This window comes from Goodfellowiella coeruleoviolacea, assembly GCF_024171785.1.
GTDB classification, from domain to species: Bacteria; Actinomycetota; Actinomycetes; order Mycobacteriales; family Pseudonocardiaceae; genus Goodfellowiella; species Goodfellowiella coeruleoviolacea.
This window is the reverse complement of the sequence record NZ_JAMTCK010000009.1, coordinates 396,523-414,702: the sequence shown is the minus strand read 5'-3', so window position 1 is coordinate 414,702 and position 18,180 is coordinate 396,523. Positions and strand designations below refer to the sequence as shown.

The following is an 18,180-nucleotide window of genomic DNA, read 5'->3' as shown; positions in this document are numbered from 1 at the left end:
TCACCGCGGATGTCAACGCCACGCTGCAGCAGATCGCGGAGTTGACCGCGGCCGGCTGTGACATCGTGCGGGTGGCCTGCCCGTCGCAGGACGACGCGGACGCGCTGCCGGCGATCGCGCGCAAGTCGCAGATCCCGGTGATCGCCGACATCCACTTCCAGCCCAAGTACGTGTTCGCCGCGATCGAGGCCGGGTGTGCCGCGGTGCGGGTGAACCCGGGCAACATCAAGAAGTTCGACGACAAGGTCAAGGAGATCGCGCAGGCCGCCAAGGACCACGGCACGCCGATCCGGATCGGGGTCAACGCGGGCTCGCTGGACCCTCGGCTGCTGGCCAAGTACGGCAAGGCCACGCCCGAGGCGCTGGTGGAGTCGGCGCTGTGGGAGGCCTCGCTGTTCGCCGAGCACGACTTCCACGACATCAAGATCTCGGTCAAGCACAACGACCCGGTGGTCATGGTGCGGGCCTACGAGTTACTGGCCGAGTCCTGCGACTACCCGCTGCACCTGGGGGTGACCGAGGCGGGGCCGGCGTTCCAGGGCACCATCAAGTCGGCGGTGGCCTTCGGCGCGCTGCTGCGGCAGGGCATCGGTGACACCATCCGGGTGTCGCTGTCGGCGCCGCCGGTGGAGGAGGTCAAGGTCGGCGCGCAGATCCTGCAGTCGCTGAACCTGCGGCCGCGCAAGCTGGAGATCGTGTCCTGCCCGTCCTGCGGCCGGGCCCAGGTCGACGTCTACACACTGGCCGACCAGGTCACCGCGGGTCTGGAGGGCTTGGCGGTGCCGCTGCGCGTTGCGGTGATGGGGTGTGTGGTGAACGGGCCGGGTGAGGCGCGCGAGGCCGACCTGGGCGTGGCGTCGGGCAACGGCAAGGGGCAGATCTTCGTCAAGGGCAAGGTGATCAAGACCGTGCCCGAGGCGCAGATCGTGGAGACCCTCATCGAGGAGGCCATGCGCCTGGCCGAGGACATGGACCCCGCCGATGGCGTGGGCAAGCCGGTGGTGGTGACGGCCTGAACCGACCGCTGACGGCACCGGCGGTCACGCGGTGCGGAGCGTGACCGCCGGTCGGCGGTTTTCCGTTGTCCGCCACGGTTTCGGCCGTGCCGCGCGGCTTGATGGACGGGCAGCGGCGACCTCGACCACCGGTTGTGTCCGGCACGTGACCCGTCGTACAGTCGAATCGCCCCGGTCGGCCGGAATCCCCCCGGATCTCGGCGGGGCGCTGACAGGTCCGTGCTGTCCGCACACGGCCGGGAGGAACGCCAGAGGTGTATGGCAGGCTTCGCGTGGATGTGCTCGGACCCCTGCGGGCGTGGCTCGGCGACACCGAGGTCGCGCTCGGCACCGCGCGCCAGCGAGCCACGTTCGCCGTGCTGGTCGGCCACGCCGCCGAGGGCGTCTCCTACCGCGATCTCGTCGACGGCGTGTGGGGGGCCTGCCCGCCGGCCACCGCGCACGGCAACCTGCACACCTACATCTCCGGCCTGCGCAGCGCGCTCGGGCCGGCCCGCGACCTGTTGGCCACCACCGCGCGCGGCTACCGGTTGCAGTTGGACGAGGCCGACGTGGACAGCCTGGCCTTTGCGCGCTGCCGGTCCGAGGCGGACCGGCGGATGCTCGCCGGCGACCTCGAAGGCGCCGTCGACGCGCTGACCCTGGGGCTGGGCCTGTGGAAGGGCGAGGCGTACGCGGCCGTGCCCGGGCCGTTCGCCGAGTTGGAGAGCCAGCGACTGGCCGAGGCGCGCGTTGCCGCGCTCGAACAGCGCGCCCGGCTGCTCATCGAGGCGGGGCACCACATCGAGGTGGTCGCCGATGCCGCCGACCTCGTGCGCGAGCAGCCGCTGCGGGAGTCCGCCTGGGAGCTGCTGGTGCTCGCGCTGCACCGGTGCGGCCGGCACGCCGAAGCACTGGCCGCGGCCGAGCGAGCCCGGCAGACCCTCGCCGACGAACTCGGTGTGCCGCCCGGCCCCGACCTGGCCGGCCTGCACGCCCGGGTGCGTGCGGACGTCCAGCCCCGCACCGGCCGGCCGGCATCGACGGCCACCGCTCGCCGCTCCGCCGGCCCGGTGGTGCCCGAGTCGGTTCAGGACGCGCTGGCCACGCACCCGCGCCTGCCGCTGCTGGGCCGGGACGCCGACGTCGACCGGCTCCGCCACCTGGTCGCGGACGTGTCCGCGACCAGGACCGGCCGGGCCGTCTGGATCGAGGGCGACGTGGGCACGGGCAAGTCCGCCCTGCTGCTCGCCGGTCTGCACGGCGCGGCCGAGCAGGGCTGCGCCCTGGGGTGGGCGCGCGCCGACGAACTGCTCGGCCGGTTCGACCTGCAGGTGGTGCTGAACTGCTTCAGCGCCGACCTGGCCGCCACCGGCCGGACCACCCCCGACCGCGCCCAGGCCGGTGTCGAGGACCGCGTGGTCGACCTGGTCGTGCGTGCCTGCGCCACCGCGCCGCTGATCATGGTGGTCGACGACCTGCACTGGGCGGACCGCGCCACCATCCGGCTGTGGCACCGGTTGATCCGCGCCACCCACGACCTGCCGCTGCTGCTGGTCGCCACCTCGCGCCCGCCCCGGGCCCGCGCCGACCTCGACCGACTCCGCCAGGCCGTGCTGCACGCCAACGGCACCGTGTTCGACCTCGGGCCGCTCACCGCGGCCGAGTCCGAACAGCTCATCCGCGCGACGGCCGGGGGCTGTGCCCGGTGGACCGCGCAACGCCTCGCCGCGCAGGCCTCGGGCAACCCGCTGCGCCTGGTGGAACTCGGCCGTGCGCTGCGCCAGCGGAAGGCGGCGGCCCCGCTCGTGCCGCCGGTCGAGTCCGGTGCTCCGGAACCTGACGCCGGGGAGTTCGGCACCGCGGAGTTCGGTGCTGGGGAGTTCGGTGCCGAGGAGTTGGGCGGGGCTCGGCTGGACGTGCCCGCGGGCAGCGCGGTGACCGAGGCCCAGCGGACCCTGCTGGCGTTGTCCACCGGCTCGGTGCGGGCGCTGCGCGCGGCCGCGCTGCTCGGTGTGGAGTTCGCCGGGTCGGACCTGGCGCTGGTGTCCGAACTGCCGCCCGACACGGTCCGGGCCGCACTCGACGAGGCGATCGCCGCCCAGGTGCTCGTCGAGGAACACGGCGTGCTCGCCTTCCGCACCGACGCGTTGTGGCGCGCGGCGTACGAACGCGTGCCCGGACCCATCCGAGCCCCGCTGCGGCGCCAGTTCGCCGAGACCCTGGCCGCCGCGGCCGGTCCCGCCGGCCCCGGCGGATCCTTGCGACTGAGTCGGGACCTTTGACCCTGGGCCCGCCCACCTCCGGCGTTGAGAATGGGCTCAGCTGCTTCGGGCGACGAGCACGGCCGGCCACCAACTCCCCCTGGTTGGCCAGTCCGCGTCGCCGGGCCGTCGCCCGATCCAGCCTGCCGGGTTGGCCTGGGTGGACGACGTCGCGCGGCCAGGCCAACCCCTGGCAGGCGCCCGGTCAACCAGCCTCCGCCGGGCACCGCAGACCGGATGGAGGGTTCTTGAAGATCACGGTGAAGAGTTCCTGAAGCCACCCCTCGCACACTTCTGACGACCGGCAACGAGAGGTGCCAGGAGGCCACGGTGAACTTGGTGACAGTGCTTGTGCGGGCAGTGGATCCGTTGACCCGCATGGCAATCAGCAGCCACCTCAATTCTCGGCCGAACATCCAGGTCGTTCCGGACGAACGACACACCCGGGTGGATGTCGCCGTGGTTGTCGCCGACCGGATGACCGTGGAGGTGGTGTCCGCACTGCGCAAGATGAAGGCGGCCGTGGGTGTGCCGGTGGTGCTGATCGCCGGGGAGATCAGCCGCACCGAGCTGCTCACCATTGTGGAGTGCAACGTCGTGGCGGTGCTGCCGCGTGCCTCGGCCACCGCCGACCGCATCGAGAACGCGGTGCGGACCGCTGCCTCCGGGGGCGGCGTGCTGCCCTCGACCATGCTCGGCGACCTGCTCAAGCAGGTCGAGCAGGTGCACCGCGAGGTGCTGTCGCCGCACGGCCTGCACACGTCCGGCCTGACCCCCCGCGAGATCGACGTGCTGCGCCTGATGTCGGACGGGCTGAACACCTCGGAGATCGCCATGAAGCTGTGCTTCTCCGAGCGGGCGGTGAAGCGGGTCATCTCCGGGATGACCACCCGGCTCAAGCTGCGCAACCGGCCGCACGCGGTGGCCTACGCGCTGCGCAAGGGCGTGATCTGACCCTCGGGCGGCCCGCGCGGCGGCGGTTGTCACCGCAGGACCGCGTGGCCGGTTCGGGTCAACCGTCGCGCTGGACGGGCTTGTGCTCACCGTGCACGGTTGAGCGGCTCGGTGTGATCACCCGAATGGGCCTGCGCGAAATGTCGACTCGCGGGGTTTGCAAAGTCAACTCGCGGGGCGGGGCCAGGCGGCGCGGTGCAGGCGGGCGGTGAGGGTGCGCAGGTGCTCCACCAGTTCGGGGGGTTCGTGGATGTCGAACTCGAAGCCGAACGCGGCCACCCACACCGCCAGGTGGTCCAGGCTGTCCGAGCCGATGCGCAGGGTGCAGGTGTGCTCGTCGATGGGCTCCACCACGCCGAGGCTGGGTGGGACCTGGTCGGCCACGGCCGTGGCCGAGCCGTGCATGGTGAGCACCGCCTGGTAGCGCTGGCGGTTGGCGGTCAGCTCCGCGGCGAGGTACTCGGCCAGGTCCTCGGTGGGCAGCGGTCGTGGCGTGAACCGGGGGCCGGTCGGCACGCGCAGGGACACCCGGTCGATGCGGAAGGTCCGCCAGTCCGACCTGTCGATGTCCCAGGCGAACAGGTACCACCTCCGTCCACTGTGGACCACACGGTAGGGCTCGACATCGCGCCGGGTCTGGCTGCCGGAGTGGGCGCGGTAGTCGAAGCGCAGCCGGTGGTGCTCGCGCACGGCCGAGGCGATCGCGGTCAGGGTCGCCGGCTCGACCGTCCGGCCCCGCACCGGCGTGGCCACCACGGCCGAGCTGAGCGTGCTGACCTGGTGGCGCAGCCGGGACGGCAGCACCTGGTCCAGCTTGACCAGGGCGCGCAGCGAGGTCTCGGCGATGCCGGTGATCGCGCCGGCCGCGGCCGTGCGCAGGCCGACCACCACCGCGACCGCCTCCTCGTCGTCGAGCAACAGCGGCGGCAGCGAGGTGCCCGCGGCCAACTCGTAGCCGCCGCCCACCCCGCCCATCGCGTTGATCGGATAGCCCAGGTTCCGCAGCTTGTCGACGTCCCGGCGCACGGTCCTCGGGCTCACCCCGAGCCGCTGCGCCAGTTCCGGTCCTGACCAGCCGCGCCTGGCCTGGAACAGCGCCAGCAGGCGGAGCAGTCGCGCCGAGGTCTCCAACATGGGTGGATTCTCGCCCGCATCGCGGCCAGGAACTGACCGCGGCCGCTCCTAGTGTGCGCCGCATGCCACTTCACGACGCAGAACCCATGACCATCCTGGTGACCGGCGCGACCGGCACCGTGGGCCGCCCGCTTGTCGAACAACTGTTGGCCGCCGGCCACCGGGTCCGCGCCCTCACCCGCGACCCGGGCCGCGCGAACCTGCCCGAGGGCACCGAGGTGGTGGCTGGTGAACTCGCCGACACCGCCAGCCTGGCCCCGGCCTTCGCCGGAGTCCACGCCGCGCACCTGATCACCTTCAACGGCGCGGACTTCGCGCCGCTGCACAACGGCGCCGAGATCGTGGACATGGCGGTGCGCGCCGGGGTGCGCCGGGTCACCGTGCTCAGGGGCGACCTGGACCGGGGCCCACTGGAGCAGGCCGTGGTGGCCAGCAGTCTGGAGTGGACGGACCTGGCGCCGGTCGAGTTCATGTCCAACGCCCTGGAGTGGGCGGAGTCCGTGCGCACCGAGGGTGTGGTCCGCGAGCCGTTCGCCGACGCGAAGAGCGCGATGGTCCACGAGGCGGACATCGCCGCTGTCGCCGCGACCGCGCTGACCACTGACGGCCACGGCGGACGGGAGTACTGGCTGACCGGGCCGCAGGTGTTCACCCCTCCCGAGAAGGTGCGCACGATCAGCGAGGTGCTCGGTCGCGAGGTGCGCTACGTCGAACTCAGCCAGGACGAGGTGGTTGCGCAGTGGCGCCGGTCCGGATACTCCACATCGGACATCGAGTTCTTCCTGGCCATGCGCACCAACCCGCCTGAGGCCGGCTACACCGTGCTGCCCACGGTCGAGCAGGTCACCGGCAGGCCCGCCCGGACCTTCGCCCAGTGGGTGCGGGAGAACGCCGCGGCTTTCGGCGGCTGACCGGGGGGCGGGAACCGGTCCGCCCGCCCCGGACGGTGCTCCTGGGCGGGCGGACCGGATGTCGCGGCGGCCCGGTCAACGCCGAGCCGGCTCGCTCACCAGGTGACGGGCAGCGCGTAGACCCCGTAGACGGCGGCGTCGTGCTTGAACGGGATCTGGTCCAGCTCCGCGGCCAGCCGCAGGGTGGGGATGCGGCGGTAGAGGGTGCTGTAGACGACCTGGAGTTCCATCCGCGCCAGCGGCTGGCCGAGGCACTGGTGCACGCCGAAGCCGAAGGCCACGTGGCGGCGGGCGTCGCGCTGGATGTCCAGCCGGTCCGGGTCGTCGAACACCTCGGGGTCGCGGTTGCCGATGTCGTTCGGGAAGATCAGGCCCTCGCCGGCGCGGATGACCTGGCCGGCGATCTCGATGTCGGCCAGCGCCACCCGGCGCCGCCCGGAGTGCGTGATGTTCAGGTAGCGCAGCAGTTCCTCGACCGCGCCGGCGACCAGCTTGGGGTCGTCGGAGTCGCGCAGCAGCGCCAGCTGGTCGGGGTGTTCCAGCAGGGTCAACGTGCCGAGCGCGATCATGTTCGCGGTGGTCTCGTGCCCGGCGATCAGCAGCAGCACGCCCATGGAGGCGGCGTCCCGCTGGGTCAGCTCCCCGGCCTTGATCCGCTCGGCCAGTCCGGACAGCAGGTCCGCCCCGGGGTCGCGGAGCTTCTCCCCCATCAGGTTGTCCAGGTAGCCGTGCAGGTTTCTGGAGGCGGCCGCCCGCTCCTCCGGGGTCGCCTCCCGGTTGATCATGACCTTGCTGTTGGCCTGGAAGAAGTCGTGGTCGGCGTAGGGCACGCCGAGCAGCTGGCAGATCACCAGTGAGGGCACCGGCAGGGCGAACGCCTCGACCAGGTCCACCGGCTTGGGTCCGGCCAGCATCTGGTCGATCAGCTCGTCCACGATCCGCTGCACGCCCGGCCGCATCGCCTGGATGCGCTTGATGGTGAACGGCGCCGCCACCATCCGCCGCAGCCGGGCGTGCTCGGGGTCGTCCATCAGGATGAAACCGATGCCCACCTGCTCGGGGTTGATCGGCGCGCTGCTGGGGTAGCCGGGCCGGGTGATGTCGGCACTGACCCTGGGATCGGCCAGCAGGGTCCGCTGCTCGACGTAGCGGGTCACCAGCCACGGCGTGCTGCCGTCCCACAGCCGGACCCGGGTGAGCGGGCCCTCCTGCTGCAGGGCCCGCAGCGCGGGCGGTGGGTCGAACGGGCACTTCGCCGCCCTGGCCATCGGGAATTCCGGAGTCTCGGCCGGACTCGCGGCGGCCGAGTTCACCGTGCTGGTCATTGCCTTCCTTCCACTGGAACCCGCGCCGCGCCCACGGCGGGAGTTCCCGGCTGGGGGAACAGGGGATCACTGAACGGAGAGCGAACCGGCCCGGGGTGTCAGCGGCTGGGGCGGGGCCGGGGCCGGTTGGGTCGGGGCGACCAGCTCCTGCCGGCGCAGCCGGGTCTGCTTGGGCATGTTCCAGCCCAGCACACCGATGAGACGGCCGTCCCGCTGGTAGCGCGCGACGAACCGGCGGTCGGCCACGTCACCGTCCACAACGGACACCTCGGCGTCGGCGGACAGCACCCCGTACACCTGGATCTTGGCGTCGAACTGGTCGGTCCAGAAGAACGGCACCGGCGCGTAGGGCCGCCCCTGGCCGAGGATGGCGGCGGCGACCGCCCTGGCCTGCTCGGTGGCGTTGGTCCGGTTCTCCAGCCGGACCAGGCGCCCGAGCCCCTCGTGGTGCCAGCGGGCCACGTCGCCCACGGCGTAGACGCCCTCCGCCGCCCGGCAGTGCGCGTCGCACACCAGTCCGTTGTCCAGCCGCAGGCCGCTGTCGGCCAGCCACTCGGTGGCCGGGGTGGCGCCCATCGCCACCACGACCACGTCGGCGGGCAGCACCGCGCCGCCGGCCAGCCGCACCCCGGTGACCCGGCAGCCCGCGCCGACCAGGCCGGCGACCCCGGTGCCGAGCCGCAGCTCGACCCCGTGCTCGGTGTGCAACTGGGCGAGCAGCCCCGCGACCACGGGGCCGAACTGGCTGGCCAGCGGGGCCGGCTGCGGGCCGGCCACGGTAACGGCCACGCCCATGCCCCGCGCGGTGGCGGCGATCTCCGCGCCGAGCACCCCGTCCCCGACGACCACGAGCCGCGTCGCGGCCAGCAGGTCCGCGCGCAGCGCCACGGCGTCGTCGAGGGTGCGCAGCACGTGCACGCCGGCCAGGTCGGCCTGGCCGGGCAGCACGCGGGGGCGCAGCCCGGTGGCCACGACAACGGCGTCCGCCCGCAGCGCGCGGCCGGACGCGGTGCGCACGGTGCGGGCCGCCAGCTCCAGGCCGACCGCCGGGTCACCGAGGATGAACTCGGCGTCCAGCGCGGACAGCGCGTCCGGCGCCCGCAGCTGGGTCCGCTCCGGCTCCCAGGTGCCGGCCAGGACCTGTTTGGACAGTGGTGGCCGGTCGTAGGGCAGGTGCGGTTCGGCGCCCAGCACGGTCAGCTGACCGGAAAAACCCTTGCGGCGCAACGCGTCCGCAGTGGCCAGCCCGGCTGCGGAGGCACCGACCACCAGCACGCTGGTGGGTGCGCTCACGCGTTCTCGCTCAGCTCGATCGCGGCGGCGGGGCACACGCTGGCGGCCTCGCGGACAACGTCGTGCAGGTGCTCGGCCGGCGTCTCGTCGAGCAGGACCACGATGCCGTCGTCCTCCCGCTGGTCGAACACCTCCGGCGCGAGCAGCACGCACTGGCCGGCACCGCAGCACTTGGCCTCGTCCACACTGACCTTCATCGACAATCTCCTCTGGTTGACAACCCGTCGGCACCGTTGGCGCGACGGGATCGGTCCACGACCGGCTGGATCGCGGGTGTCCACCGGGCTCACCCGCTGGGCGTGACCGGGGCCAGCCACAGCCCGACGATCGCGTCGATCAGCCCTGTGGCGGTGGCCTCCCAGGTGGGCCGGGCCGTGGTGGTGTCCTCGGCGAGGGCGCGCTCCCGCTCGGCCGACATGTGCACGATCAGCTGGCGGGCCATGGCGCCGCGCTCCAGGTGCACCGGCAGCGGCAGCGCGGGCAGGCACCGGTTCAGCCCCTCGACGATCCGCTGCAGCGACGGCGAGGTGAGCGACTCCTCGATCATGATCGCCCGGAGCGCCGGTTCGGTCATCACCTGGGCGGCGAACCGGGCGAACCACGAGGGGCTGCCCAGTTCGGCCAGGTGCTCGGTGCTCGGCCGCACCAGGCAGGCGACCCAGTCCCGCACGCCAGCCGTGTCGTCGATCTCGGCCAGCATCCGCTCGCGGATGAGTTCGATCTGCTCGCTGTGCCGGCGCACGATCGCCCGCACCAGGTCCGCCTTGGTACCGAAGTGGTAGCCGACGGCGAAGTTGTTCCCCTGCCCCGCGGCCTCGCTGACCTGCCGGTTGGACACGGCGAACACCCCGTGCTCGGCGAACAACCGCTCCGCCGCGGCCAGGATGGCGTCGCGGGTCGCGTTGACCCGCTCGGCCCGCCCGGTCCGGCCCACCATCGTCACCACCGCACCGGGACTTCGCGCAGGCCACCCACCACCAGGCCCTCGACGCGGCGCAGCTCGTCGGCGGGCACGGCCAGCTCCAGGGTGGGCAGCCGGCGCAGCAGCACCTCCAGCACGACCTGCAACTCGGTGCGGGCCAGCGCCTGCCCCAGGCACGAGTGCGCGCCCGCGCCGAAGGCCAGGTGCGGGTTGGGGCTGCGGCCCAGGTCCATGTCCTCGGCGTGGTCGAACACGGTCTCGTCGCGGTTGGCCGAGGCCATGCTGCACACCACGGTGGTGCCCCTGGGCAGCACCGTGCCGGCCACCTCGACCTCCTCGGTGATGTAGCGCGGCATGCCGAATCCGGGGTTGGCGTCCAGCCGCAGCGCCTCCTCCACGGCCGTGCGCACCAGCGCCGGGTTGGCCAGCAGCTGCTCCCAGCGGCCGCGGTCGGCCAGCAGCATGGCCACCATCTTGCCGATCATGTTGGCCGTGGTCTCGTGTCCGGCCATGAGCAGGCCCTGCCCGGTGGCCACCAGGCCGGCGTCCGGCATGTGGGCACCGGCGGCGTCGGTGTCGGTGATCAGCACGCTGAGCAGGTCATCACCTGGCTCGGCGCGCTTGGCCGCGATGTGGCCGGCCATGTACCGGGCGAACTCGGCCTGCGCCGCGTCGACCTCGGCCTGGCTGAAGCGGGTCAGGTTGAGCAGCGCGTCCGACCAGTGCGAGAAGCGGTCCCGGTCGGCCTCGGGCACGCCGAGCATGTCGCAGATCACCCACACCGGCAGCGGGAAGCCCAGGCTCGCCTTGAGGTCGGCGGGGTGCCCCTTCCGGACCATCTCGTCGATGAGCTGGTCGGCCATGGCCTCGATGCGGGGCCGCAGCGCCATCATCCGCTTGGCCGTGAACCACTTGCTGATCATGCGCCGCCACAGCTGGTGCCCCTCGCCGCTCTGCGGCAGCACCGTCGCCATCTCGCTGTTGAACACCCCGCCCGACTCGTTGGTGGAGATCCGGGCGGCGTCGTCCGCGTTGAGCGCCCGCGTGAACCGCGGGTCGGACAGCACCTGCTTGACGTCCGCGTAGCGGGTGATCAGCGTGGCCTCGTCGCCGCTGGGCAGGGACACCCGCGCGACCGGGCACTGCTGCCGCAGCTGGGCCCACTCCTCCGGCGGCTCCAGCGCCGTCCGGCTGGGAATCGGGTAGCTCAACACCTGCTCGCCCTGGCTCACCACAACCTCCATCGTCGTTCGTCGCGCATCCGAGTCAAGTCGCCTGACTGATATAAGTCAAGCAGTTGACTTAAACTCCGCCGCGAGTGACCCGCGTCCCCCGACTGCGACCCCCCGACTGCGACCCGCGAAAGGCCATCGCCATGCCCGACGTCCCTGCCGAACCCGATCGGCCGGCCACCCCGCCGCGCCCGAACACCGTGGTGCTGGTGCTGGCCTTCGGCGGGATCGTGGTCTCGCTGATGCAGACCCTGGTCATCCCCCTGGTCCCGCAGCTGCCCCGGCTGCTCGACGCCGCGCCGGCCGACACCAGCTGGGCGATCACCGCCACCCTGCTCGCCAGCGCCGTGGCCACACCCGTGGTGGGCCGGCTGGGCGACATGTACGGCAAGCGGCGCATGCTCCTGCTCAGCCTGTGCCTGCTGGTGGCCGGCTCGGCCGTGGCCGGCCTCAGCGACTCGCTGGCGCCGATGATCGCCGGGCGGGCCCTGCAGGGCCTGGCCGCCGGGGTGATCCCGCTCGGCATCAGCATCATGCGCGACGAGCTGCCCGCCGACCGGCTCGGCTCGGCCACCGCGCTGATGAGCGCCTCCCTGGGGGTGGGCGGCGCGCTCGGTCTGCCGGCCGCCGCCCTGCTGGCCGAGCGCACCGACTGGCACGTGCTGTTCTGGACCGCGGCCGGCCTGGGTGTCCTGGTCATCGTGCTGGTGTGCGGCCTGGTGCCGGAGTCGGCGGTGCGCAGCGGTGGCCGCTTCGACCTGGTGGGCGCGGCCGGCCTGTCGGTCGGGCTGTTCTGCCTGCTGCTGGCCATCTCCAAGGGCGCGGACTGGGGCTGGGGCAGCGGCAGCACGATCGGCCTGTTCGGCGCGGCTGTCGTGGTGCTGCTGCTGTGGGGGTGGTGGGAACTGCGCACCCGGCAGCCGCTGGTGGACCTGCGCACCACCGCGCACCGCCAGGTGCTGATCACCAACCTCGCCTCGGCCGTGTTCGGCTTCGCCATGTTCGCCATGTCCCTGGTGCTGCCACAGGTGTTGCAGCTGCCCACGGCCACCGGCTACGGCCTGGGCCAGACCATGCTGGTGGTCGGCCTGGTGCTGGCGCCGTCCGGCCTGGTGATGATGGCCACGGCCCCGCTGTCCGCGCGCACCTCCAGGGCCAGGGGCCCCAAGGTGACGCTGATGCTGGGGGCCGTCGTGGTGGCGGTCGGCTACGGCCTCGGCGTCGCGCTGATGTCGGCGGTCTGGCACCTGGTGCTCGTCTCCACCGTGATCGGAGCCGGCATCGGCCTGTCCTACGGGGCCATGCCCGCGCTGATCATGTCGGCCGTGCCGGTGTCCGAGACGGCCGCGGCCAACAGCCTGAACACGCTGATGCGCTCGATCGGCACCTCGATGGCCAGCGCGGTGGCCGGCGTCATCCTGGCCCAGCTGACCGTCCCGCTCGGCGCGACCGCCGTCCCCTCGGCCACCGGCTTCCGGGTGATCATGGCGCTGGGCGCCACCGCGGCCCTTGTCGCCCTCGCGATCGCCGCGTTCCTGCCCGGCCGCGACCGGGCTTCCAGCGCACCGGCACCGGGTCCGGCCACCCAGGACCCGGTGCGGGCGCCCTCGTCCCGCCGCTGAACCCCCGCTCCGTCCGGGGCGGTGAAACGCACCGCCCGCCGGCCCGTGGCGTTGCGCGTGAGCCGCGCTCGTCCCGCACGCCCGCGGGCCGCCACGACGGGCTGTCGATCGTGTCCGGGTTATGTTGATCAGCGATTCGGAATGGTCGTCTCCTCCTGGTTGGAGTCCTCGGTGAGCCCGCGTGAGCGCGTTCGCGTCGTGGTCGACGCACCCCTGTTCCAGAAGCTGATCACCCTGGTGATCGTGGTCAACGCCATCACCCTGGGCTGTGAGACCTCACCCGTCCTGACGCAGCGCTACGGCGGCCTGTTGCACGTGGTGGACCGGGTCGCCCTGGTCATCTTCGTCGTCGAGGTGGCCGCCCGGGTGTACGCGCACGGTCGGCGGTTCTTCCGCGATCCCTGGAACTGGTTCGACACCGTCATCGTCGGCGTCGCCGTGCTGCCCACCTCGGGCAGCTTCGGGGTGCTGCGCGCGCTGCGGATCCTGCGCGCGCTCCGGCTGATCTCCGTGGTGCCCAGCATGCGCCGCGTGGTCGCGGCACTGCTGGCCGCCGTGCCAGGGATGGCCTCCATCGCGGCGCTGCTGGTGCTGGTGCTGTACGTGTCGGCGGTCATCGCCACCAAGCTGTTCCACACCAGCGCGCCCGAGCACTTCAACGACCTGGGGTCGTCGCTGTTCACCCTGTTCCAGGTGATGACCGGCGAGGCGTGGTCGGAGGTGGCCAGGACCGTGATGACCGAGCAGCCGCTGGCCTGGATCTTCTTCGTCACCTTCATCGTGATCACCACGTTCACCGTGCTCAACCTGTTCATCGCGGTCGCGGTCAGCGCGATGGAGGACCAGGTCACCAGGGAGCAGGCCCGGCACGAACGCCAGGAAGCCACCGCCAACGCCGCCATCCTGGACGAGCTGCGCGCCCTGCGCCTGGAGGTGCGCTCCCTGCGCGAACGACACCAGGAGCCGGTCCAGTGAGTCCGATCCGGTGAGTCCGGTCTGGGCAGTCCGGTCCGGGCAGTCCGGTCCGGTGAGTCCGGTCTGGGCAGTCCGGTCCGGGCGGTCCGGCCCCGGCTCGCGGGGAGGTGGCTCGGGTGGCCTACAGGTCGAGGACCAGGCGCGGCGAGCACGACCGCGACACGCAGATCATCATCACGTCCGCCGTGGCCTTCTCCTCGTCGGTGAGCACCGAGTCGCGGTGGTCGGGGCGGCCGGACAGCACGGTGGTCTCACAGGTGCCGCAGGTGCCTTCCCGGCAGGAGGACAGCACCGGGACCCCGGCCTGCTCGACGACCGCGAGGATGGAGTGCTCGGCCGGCACGGTCAGCACCCTGCCGGCCCGGGCGAGTTCGACCTCGAAGCTCTCCCGAGGGCCCTCGGCCGCCGTCGCCCGGGGTGAGAACCGTTCCACGTGCAGGGCGCCGGCGGGCCAGGCGGCGCAGTGCCGTTCCACGGCCAGCAGCAGGGATTCGGGGCCGCAGCAGTAGACCGCGGTGTCGGTGGCGTCCCGGCCCGGGTGGGCGAGCAGGCTGGACAGGTCGAGCGGGCCGTGTTCGTCCTGCGGGTGGATGCTGACGCGCTCGGGGTAGCTGGCCAGCAGCTCCTCGCGGAACGCCATGCTGGTCCTGGTCCGGCCACCGTAGGCCAGGTGCCACTCCCGGCCGGACGCGGCGACCGAGCGCACCATCGGCAGGATCGGGGTGATGCCGACGCCGCCCGCGAGGAACAGGTAGCGCTCGGCCCGGACCAGCGGGAAGTGGTTGCGGGGGCCGCGGATCCGGACCTGGTGCCCCTCGGTGAGCGTGTCGTGCACGTACCGCGAGCCGCCGCGCCCCGCTGCCTCGCGCAGCACCGCGACCCGCAAGGCGGACAGGTCGTGCGGGTCCCCGCACAGCGAGTACTGGCGGACAAGGCCGTTGGGGAGCACCAGATCCAGGTGCGCGCCCGGCTGCCAGGCGGGCAGCGGCCGCCCGTCCGGGTGGCGCAGGGTCAGCCGCACCACGCCCTCGGCGACAACCTCCTTGCGGGCCACCACGAGGTCGAGTTCGGGCTCGGTGTGGGACGCGGTCGTCATGCGGTCCGCACCCCCCGCTCCGGCGTTCCGGTTGCCCCGCTGTCCGATGTGGACTGTGGCGCGACGTGTCCGTCCGGATGGGACAGCAGCCACTCCCAGAGCTGGACCGGGTCCTCGAACTCGCGCTCGGCCGAGCAGTGGCAGACGGCGCGGAGCCGGTCGGTGCCCAACACCCAGTGGACCCGGTACACCCGGTCACCGGGATGCACCGACCGGTTGGCGGGAGCCGGGTTCACGACGCCACCCCGGGCGTCCGCGACGCGTCGAGCTGGCGCCGGAGCAGCCGGCGCGCGGCCAGTCCCCCGGTGTCGATGTTGATGGACAGCTCCTGGTAGCCCTCGGGCTCACCTGCGATGACCCGCTCCAGCACGTTGAGGGCGGCCACGTCCTGCAGCACGACCGTGCGGTTGTTCTCGGCGAGGAAGGCGGACACGTCCTGGTCGTCGAGGGCGAAGTCCCGGGCCACCGCCCAGAAGTCGTGCGTGGAGTGCTCGGTCTCCGGGGTGATCGCGTAGACCACTTCGACGTGGAACGCGTCCGGGTCGCTGCCGTCCGCGTTGGGCACCGACCCGACCGGCGCGATGCGACTGTGCAGTTTGTACAGACACGGTGGCGTGTACTCGATGTCCTGCCAGCGGGAGATGCGGCCGTGCAGGCCGGTGGATTTGGCGTAGAAGGGCGGGCACTCGGCGTCGGCCATGTGCCGCGAGACGTGGACGACGCCGGCCTCGTCGTCGACCTCGGTGGTGATCGGGGTGGCGGCGACCTCGGGCGTGCCGATGTAACCGCCGTGCAGGTAGGTCTCGTGGGACAGGTCGAGCAGGTTGTCGACGAGCAGCGAGAACCGCGCGGCCAGCGGCTCCATCCCGGCGACCGTGGTGTAGTCCGGCGAGTCCAGGTAGGGCGCTCGGGGTATGCGCGCGGCATCGGCCCGCGCGGGGTCGCCGATGAACACCCACACCAGCGAGTCCTGCTCCACCAGCGGGTACCGCCGCAGCCGGGCGGTGCGCGGGATCCGGGTCTGCCCCGGCACGGCCGTGCAGCCGCCGTCGGCGCCGTAGGTGAACCCGTGGTAGCCGCAGATCACCTGGTCGTCCACGAGCCGGGACGGCGCCTGCGACAGTGGGAACCGCCGATGCACGCACCGGTCGGACATGGCCGTGACCTGTCCGGACCGGGTGCGCCAGAACAGGATCGGCTCGGCGCAGATGGTGCGGGAGAACAACTCCGGACCGATCTCGGAGCTGTAGGCGGCGACGTACCACTGGTCGCGGGGGAAGCCGGTCATGGTGCTCGTCCCTCCGGTGTCGGTTCTGTCGTGCCGGTTCTGTGGGTGCCGGTTCTTGGTGCCGGTTCTTGGTGCCGGTTCTGCCGGTGTCAGTTCTGTGGGTGCCGGTTCTGTGGGTGCCGGACAGCAGCGGGTCGGACAGCCGCGGGTCGGAGGGGCGCGGACCACGCGCCGGCGCCGAGCGGCGGCCGTCGGTCTTGATCGCGCCGGGCGCGCGCCCGGACTCCGTTGTCGGCTGCGGTGTGCTGGTGGACTGCGACTCACAGCGTGCCGGGCGGCGGGCGGAGCGTGAACACGGCTTCCGAAAAATGGAAGGCGTTCCCGCCCCGCGTCACCCGTTTGCCACCCGGTTGTCCACAGCCGCGCGCGGTTGTCCACAGCCTGTCTTCGCGTGCTGTTCCGCGCTTGGGCGGGGGGATAGGCTGGACGCGGGGTCGCCCCCCTGGGAGGGCGGGGGCTGCCTTCCGAGCCGGCAAACCAACCAAAGCCCCAGGTCAGCGCGTGGTGGGTCGGTCAGGTGGGGCGCCAAGTGCCCGGGAGATCGCGCGGGCGCTGGTCCGCACCAGCGGGGCCAGGGCGTGCGGCGCGGCGCTGCCGTGGTGGACCACCAGCGACACCGCGGCGACCACCTGGCCGTGCCGGTCCCGCACCGGGGCGCCGACCGACAGCGCGTCCAGCGTCACCTGCCGGTCGCTGATGGAAAAGCCCGTGGAGCGCACGGCGGCGAGCAGGTGCCGCAACCGGGCGGGGTCGGTCACGGTCCGGCTGGTGTACCGGTCGATCGGCCCGCCCAGCACGTCCTCCTGCACCTCGGCCGGGGCGTGCGCGAGCAGCACCAGGCCAACGCCGGTCGCGGTGAGCGCGAACCGCCCGCCGACCCTGGTCAGCACGGGCACGGCCGAAGGGCCGGCGACCCGCTCGATGAAGACGAGTTCACTGCCCTCCCGCACGGCCAGCTGCGCGTTCTCGCCGGTGATCTGCGCCAGGTCCTCCAGGAACGGCAGTGCTCGTTCCCGCAGCCCCTGGCCGCGGGGCGCGAGCGCGCCCAACTCCCACAGCCGCAGCCCAACGCGGTAGCGCCCGTCCGCACCGCGCTCAACCGCACCCCACGCGCACAGCTCGGTCACCAGCCGGTGCGCGGTGGCCAGCGGCAGGCCGGTGTGGCGGGCGAGTTCACTGAGGGTCAGTTCCGGTCGCCGCGCGCTGAACGCGTCCAGCAGCCGCAGGGCACGGCGGACGACCGGCCCGGTCCGGCCGGTGTGTCGCCCTCGTCCGGTCACGCTCACTCGTTCCCCGATCGGCTGGCCGCGGTGGACGCGCTGGCACGTCCCCGTTCTATGGTGCCCGACAACGAGCCCGGGACGATGCCTCACGCGGAGGGAATGCGCATGCCATCACTGGCCGAGGACCTGCTGTTGCTGCTGCTGGACGACGAGTCCGGGCGGAGCGTGGTCAACGGCACCAGCCGCGACCAGGCGGTCGCCGGCGCGGTGCTTCTCGACCTGGTGCGCCTCGGCCGGATCTCGTCCACAGCGGACGATCCGGGCAAGGGCCGGCTGGTGGTCGAGGACGCCAGTCCGACCGGCGACCCGGTGTTCGACACCGCACTGTCCACACTGGCCGGTAAGCCGGTGCGCACCGACGCGGCCGTGCAGCGGCTCAGCCGCGGCTGCGTCCGGGTGGTGCTGGACCGGTTGGTGGCGCGGGGACTGGTGCGCCAGGAACGGACCAGGGTGCTCGGCCTGTTCCCGGTGACGAGCTGGCCGGCGGCGGACGCGACGCACGAAGCCGAGCTGCGGCAACGGCTCGACGCGGTCCTGCTGCGCGACGCCGAGCCGGACGAGCGCACCGGCTGCCTGATCGCCCTGCTGCACGCGGCCACCGCCGTCACCAAGGTCGTGCCCGGGGACAGGGCGCGGGTGCGGGCCCGCGCCAAGGAGATCGCCCAGGGCAACTGGGCCGCCGCCGCGGTGAAGAAGGCGATCGACAGCGTGACCGCGGTGGTGGTCACGGTGGTCACCACCGCGACCTGACCGAGCCGGCCCGCCGCTCCGCCTGGGCCGGCCAGTACCGCGGCCACGTCGGGACGAGGCGGGCGCGGTTCGACGGCACCACGCGGTGACCGCGCACCGGTGAGGACCAGCGGCGCGGTCACCGCCACGGGTGCGG

At 72.8% G+C, this 18,180-nt stretch carries 17 protein-coding genes; 7 read left to right on the top strand and 10 right to left on the bottom strand.

All coding sequences use genetic code 11. The annotated features are described in order from the left end of the window. The 3 genes from ispG to LX83_RS21535 all read left to right on the top strand — a co-directional run. Positions 1 to 1,016, top strand: a 1,016-nt coding sequence (gene ispG, locus LX83_RS21545; protein WP_253774192.1) for a flavodoxin-dependent (E)-4-hydroxy-3-methylbut-2-enyl-diphosphate synthase, incomplete at its 5' end; no start/stop codon positions are given. Positions 1,017 to 1,288: 272 nt separating this feature from the next. After that, positions 1,289 to 3,280, top strand: a complete 1,992-nt coding sequence (locus LX83_RS21540; RefSeq protein ID WP_253774190.1) for a BTAD domain-containing putative transcriptional regulator — start codon at positions 1,289 to 1,291, stop codon at positions 3,278 to 3,280. A gap of 357 nt (positions 3,281 to 3,637) precedes the next feature. After that, positions 3,638 to 4,213: a response regulator transcription factor gene (locus LX83_RS21535; protein ID WP_253774188.1), complete on the top strand. Its 576-nt coding sequence runs from the start codon at positions 3,638 to 3,640 to the stop codon at positions 4,211 to 4,213. Positions 4,214 to 4,378: 165 nt separating this feature from the next. On the opposite strand, the gene LX83_RS21530 is transcribed toward LX83_RS21535, so the two are convergent. After that, a complete protein-coding gene (locus LX83_RS21530; RefSeq protein WP_253774186.1) occupies positions 4,379 to 5,347 on the bottom strand; it encodes a helix-turn-helix transcriptional regulator in 969 nt (322 codons plus the stop codon). Between the two features lie 62 nt (positions 5,348 to 5,409). On the opposite strand from LX83_RS21530, the gene LX83_RS21525 reads away from it, so the two are divergent. Then, on the top strand, positions 5,410 to 6,258 hold the full coding sequence (locus tag LX83_RS21525) for an SDR family oxidoreductase (RefSeq protein WP_253774184.1): 849 nt from the start codon (positions 5,410 to 5,412) through the stop codon (positions 6,256 to 6,258). 95 nt (positions 6,259 to 6,353) lie between these two features. Here the strand turns inward: LX83_RS21525 and LX83_RS21520 are convergent, their stop codons facing one another. The 5 genes from LX83_RS21520 to LX83_RS21500 all read right to left on the bottom strand — a co-directional run bounded on the left by LX83_RS21520 (position 6,354) and on the right by LX83_RS21500 (position 11,042). Beyond that, positions 6,354 to 7,583 (bottom strand): cytochrome P450, encoded by a 1,230-nt coding sequence (locus LX83_RS21520; protein ID WP_253774182.1) that lies wholly within the window; start codon positions 7,581 to 7,583, stop codon positions 6,354 to 6,356. A gap of 66 nt (positions 7,584 to 7,649) precedes the next feature. Then, positions 7,650 to 8,876 (bottom strand): NAD(P)/FAD-dependent oxidoreductase, encoded by a 1,227-nt coding sequence (locus LX83_RS21515; RefSeq protein WP_253774180.1) that lies wholly within the window; start codon positions 8,874 to 8,876, stop codon positions 7,650 to 7,652. After that, a complete protein-coding gene (locus LX83_RS21510; RefSeq protein WP_253774178.1) occupies positions 8,873 to 9,073 on the bottom strand; it encodes a ferredoxin in 201 nt (66 codons plus the stop codon). The genes LX83_RS21515 and LX83_RS21510 overlap by 4 nt, the downstream gene beginning before the upstream one ends. A gap of 89 nt (positions 9,074 to 9,162) precedes the next feature. Next, positions 9,163 to 9,813 carry a TetR/AcrR family transcriptional regulator gene (locus LX83_RS21505; protein WP_253774224.1) on the bottom strand — a complete coding sequence of 217 codons (651 nt, stop codon included), beginning with the start codon at positions 9,811 to 9,813 and terminating at the stop codon, positions 9,163 to 9,165. A gap of 2 nt (positions 9,814 to 9,815) precedes the next feature. Then, positions 9,816 to 11,042, bottom strand: a complete 1,227-nt coding sequence (locus tag LX83_RS21500; protein WP_253774176.1) for a cytochrome P450 — start codon at positions 11,040 to 11,042, stop codon at positions 9,816 to 9,818. A gap of 131 nt (positions 11,043 to 11,173) precedes the next feature. On the opposite strand from LX83_RS21500, the gene LX83_RS21495 reads away from it, so the two are divergent. Beyond that, positions 11,174 to 12,652 (top strand): MFS transporter, encoded by a 1,479-nt coding sequence (locus LX83_RS21495; RefSeq protein WP_253774174.1) that lies wholly within the window; start codon positions 11,174 to 11,176, stop codon positions 12,650 to 12,652. Positions 12,653 to 12,823: 171 nt separating this feature from the next. Next, positions 12,824 to 13,627, top strand: a complete 804-nt coding sequence (locus LX83_RS21490) for an ion transporter (RefSeq protein ID WP_253774172.1) — start codon at positions 12,824 to 12,826, stop codon at positions 13,625 to 13,627. Positions 13,628 to 13,748: 121 nt separating this feature from the next. Here the strand turns inward: LX83_RS21490 and LX83_RS21485 are convergent, their stop codons facing one another. The 4 genes from LX83_RS21485 to LX83_RS21470 form a co-directional block, all read right to left on the bottom strand. Continuing rightward, complete coding sequence (locus LX83_RS21485) at positions 13,749 to 14,723, bottom strand: PDR/VanB family oxidoreductase (protein ID WP_253774168.1); 975 nt, start codon at positions 14,721 to 14,723, stop codon at positions 13,749 to 13,751. Then, positions 14,720 to 14,959 carry a hypothetical protein gene (locus LX83_RS21480; RefSeq protein ID WP_253774166.1) on the bottom strand — a complete coding sequence of 80 codons (240 nt, stop codon included), beginning with the start codon at positions 14,957 to 14,959 and terminating at the stop codon, positions 14,720 to 14,722. The genes LX83_RS21485 and LX83_RS21480 overlap by 4 nt, the downstream gene beginning before the upstream one ends. Continuing rightward, on the bottom strand, positions 14,956 to 16,011 hold the full coding sequence (locus LX83_RS21475; protein WP_253774164.1) for an aromatic ring-hydroxylating dioxygenase subunit alpha: 1,056 nt from the start codon (positions 16,009 to 16,011) through the stop codon (positions 14,956 to 14,958). Before LX83_RS21475 ends, LX83_RS21480 begins: the two co-directional genes overlap by 4 nt. 494 nt (positions 16,012 to 16,505) lie before the next feature. Continuing rightward, complete coding sequence (locus LX83_RS21470) at positions 16,506 to 17,291, bottom strand: IclR family transcriptional regulator (RefSeq protein WP_253774162.1); 786 nt, start codon at positions 17,289 to 17,291, stop codon at positions 16,506 to 16,508. Between the two features lie 108 nt (positions 17,292 to 17,399). On the opposite strand from LX83_RS21470, the gene LX83_RS21465 reads away from it, so the two are divergent. After that, on the top strand, positions 17,400 to 18,044 hold the full coding sequence (locus LX83_RS21465; protein ID WP_253774160.1) for a GOLPH3/VPS74 family protein: 645 nt from the start codon (positions 17,400 to 17,402) through the stop codon (positions 18,042 to 18,044). Positions 18,045 to 18,180 lie beyond the last annotated feature (136 nt).

Coding starts and splice junctions, on each gene's coding strand:
- LX83_RS21500 (WP_253774176.1), bottom strand. CDS start 11,042: ATGGAGGTTGTGGTGAGCCAGGGCGAGCAGGTGTTGAGCTACCCGATT.
- LX83_RS21485 (WP_253774168.1), bottom strand. CDS start 14,723: ATGACGACCGCGTCCCACACCGAGCCCGAACTCGACCTCGTGGTGGCC.
- LX83_RS21495 (WP_253774174.1), top strand. CDS start 11,174: ATGCCCGACGTCCCTGCCGAACCCGATCGGCCGGCCACCCCGCCGCGC.
- LX83_RS21520 (WP_253774182.1), bottom strand. CDS start 7,583: ATGACCAGCACGGTGAACTCGGCCGCCGCGAGTCCGGCCGAGACTCCG.
- LX83_RS21505 (WP_253774224.1), bottom strand. CDS start 9,813: ATGGTGGGCCGGACCGGGCGGGCCGAGCGGGTCAACGCGACCCGCGAC.
- LX83_RS21530 (WP_253774186.1), bottom strand. CDS start 5,347: ATGTTGGAGACCTCGGCGCGACTGCTCCGCCTGCTGGCGCTGTTCCAG.
- LX83_RS21525 (WP_253774184.1), top strand. CDS start 5,410: ATGCCACTTCACGACGCAGAACCCATGACCATCCTGGTGACCGGCGCG.
- LX83_RS21535 (WP_253774188.1), top strand. CDS start 3,638: ATGGCAATCAGCAGCCACCTCAATTCTCGGCCGAACATCCAGGTCGTT.
- LX83_RS21475 (WP_253774164.1), bottom strand. CDS start 16,011: ATGACCGGCTTCCCCCGCGACCAGTGGTACGTCGCCGCCTACAGCTCC.
- LX83_RS21465 (WP_253774160.1), top strand. CDS start 17,400: ATGCCATCACTGGCCGAGGACCTGCTGTTGCTGCTGCTGGACGACGAG.
- LX83_RS21510 (WP_253774178.1), bottom strand. CDS start 9,073: ATGAAGGTCAGTGTGGACGAGGCCAAGTGCTGCGGTGCCGGCCAGTGC.